This window comes from Pseudomonas sp., assembly GCF_049645325.1.
Taxonomy (GTDB): Bacteria; Pseudomonadota; Gammaproteobacteria; order Pseudomonadales; family Pseudomonadaceae; genus Aquipseudomonas.
On the sequence record NZ_JBARTQ010000008.1, the window covers coordinates 1 to 1,574 of the forward strand.

3 protein-coding genes are annotated in these 1,574 nt (G+C 58.3%); all 3 read left to right on the forward strand.

Translation table 11 applies throughout. The annotated features are described in order from the left end of the window. Positions 1 to 208 (forward strand): hypothetical protein (locus WBB95_RS00225; RefSeq protein ID WP_424485760.1); only part of this gene is annotated, 208 nt, incomplete at its 5' end. Between the two features lie 38 nt (positions 209 to 246). Next, positions 247 to 552 carry an XRE family transcriptional regulator gene (locus tag WBB95_RS00230; RefSeq protein WP_424485761.1) on the forward strand — a complete coding sequence of 102 codons (306 nt, stop codon included), beginning with the start codon at positions 247 to 249 and terminating at the stop codon, positions 550 to 552. A 19-nt stretch (positions 553 to 571) separates the two neighbouring features. Then, positions 572 to 1,468, forward strand: coding sequence for a LysR family transcriptional regulator (locus tag WBB95_RS00235; RefSeq protein WP_424485762.1), 897 nt, complete (start codon positions 572 to 574; stop codon positions 1,466 to 1,468). Positions 1,469 to 1,574: the final 106 nt, after the last annotated feature.

Here is a 1,574-nt window from a genome sequence, read left to right on the forward strand (position 1 = left end):
TTTTTTTTGCTCGATATTTCAAAAAAAACCGCCGGTTGCTGAATACATCGAAAAGATTGCCCTCTGTGCGAACGGAAGAACCTGCACACAATTTCCCGCAAACCGCCTGGCAAAAAAGCCAATCCTGATCCTGAATTATGCCCTTGAGTTTATATTCCTTGTATGGAATATTAACAGGGCGCGTCCCCGTGGCAGAAAAGCTGTATGACGTACATTTGTAAGCATAGCGTAGAGAGGGCCGTCACAATGGCTAAAAAATTGGCTGAGCTTCAAGCCCGCATGACCTTAGCGTCGCGCGCCGATGCCGAGCAGATATTCCAGCAGCATCTCAAGGAAATGCCGCTGCATGAACTGCGCAAGGCGCAACAGTTGAGCCAGGAAAGTCTGGCAAAAGCCTTGAACATCAACCAGGCGGCGGTTTCTAAAATGGAGCGCCGCACCGACATGTACATCAGCACATTGCGTGACTACATCCGTGCAATGGGAGGCGAGCTGGAAATTATCGCGACGTTTCCAGATGGCCAGGTCAAGATCGACAACTTCGCCTCCTGACAGCGTATTGGATCACCCTATGAACCAACTCCTCGCCATGCGTGCTTTCGTGCGCGTCGTCGACACCGGCTCGTTCAGCCGGGCCTCCGACCAGTTGGCGCTGCCGCGCTCTACCGTCAGCAAGCTGATCAACGACCTGGAAAAACACCTGGGCATCAAGCTGATGCACCGCACCACGCGCGCCTTGGCGCCGACGGCTGAAGGGCTGGAGTATTACCGCCATGCCCGGCGCCTGGTGGCCGAACTGGATGAGGTGGACAGCGCCGTACGCGGGCAAACGCTCAAGCCCGGCGGGCATCTGCGCGTGGATGCACCGGCATCATTTGCCAATTGCCTGCTGATCCCGGCGCTGGTGGATTTTCATCGCGAGTACCCCGACATCACCATCGCCCTGGGCATCAGCGACCGCGCGGTGAACATTGTCGGGGAGGGCGTTGACTGTGTGATTCGCGCCGGCAAACTCGATGACATGGCGATGATCGGCCGCAAGGTGGCCGACCTGGACTACCTGACCTGCGCGGCACCCGGTTACCTGGAGCGCCGGGGCCTGCCGCGCTCGCCGCAAGACTTGCAGAACAACCACCTCAAAGCCGGCTATTTTTTTACCGGCTCGGGCAAGCCGGAGCCGCTGATTTTCGAGAAGGGCGGCCAGCGTATCGAGGTCGGCGAGTGTGCCTTCTCGACCAACGAAGGCAACGGCCTCAAGGAAATGCTCCTCGCCGGACTTGGCGTGGGCCAGCACTTCAAATCGATCGTGCAGTACTACATCGACAGCGGCCAACTGGTCAGGGTGTTGCCGGAGTGGTCACGCCCGGCGACGCCGCTGCATATCCTTTATCCTCCCAACCGCCATCAAAGCGCGCGGCTCAAGGTGTTTACCGAATGGGTCATTCGCACCTTTGGTGTCAGGCAATAATCGCGGTCACCCGAATCTCCACGCGCATGGTCGGCAACCCCAGTGACTCGACGCCGACCTGCGTCCAGATCGGCGCATGGTCGGGCATGTAGCGCCGGTATTGCTT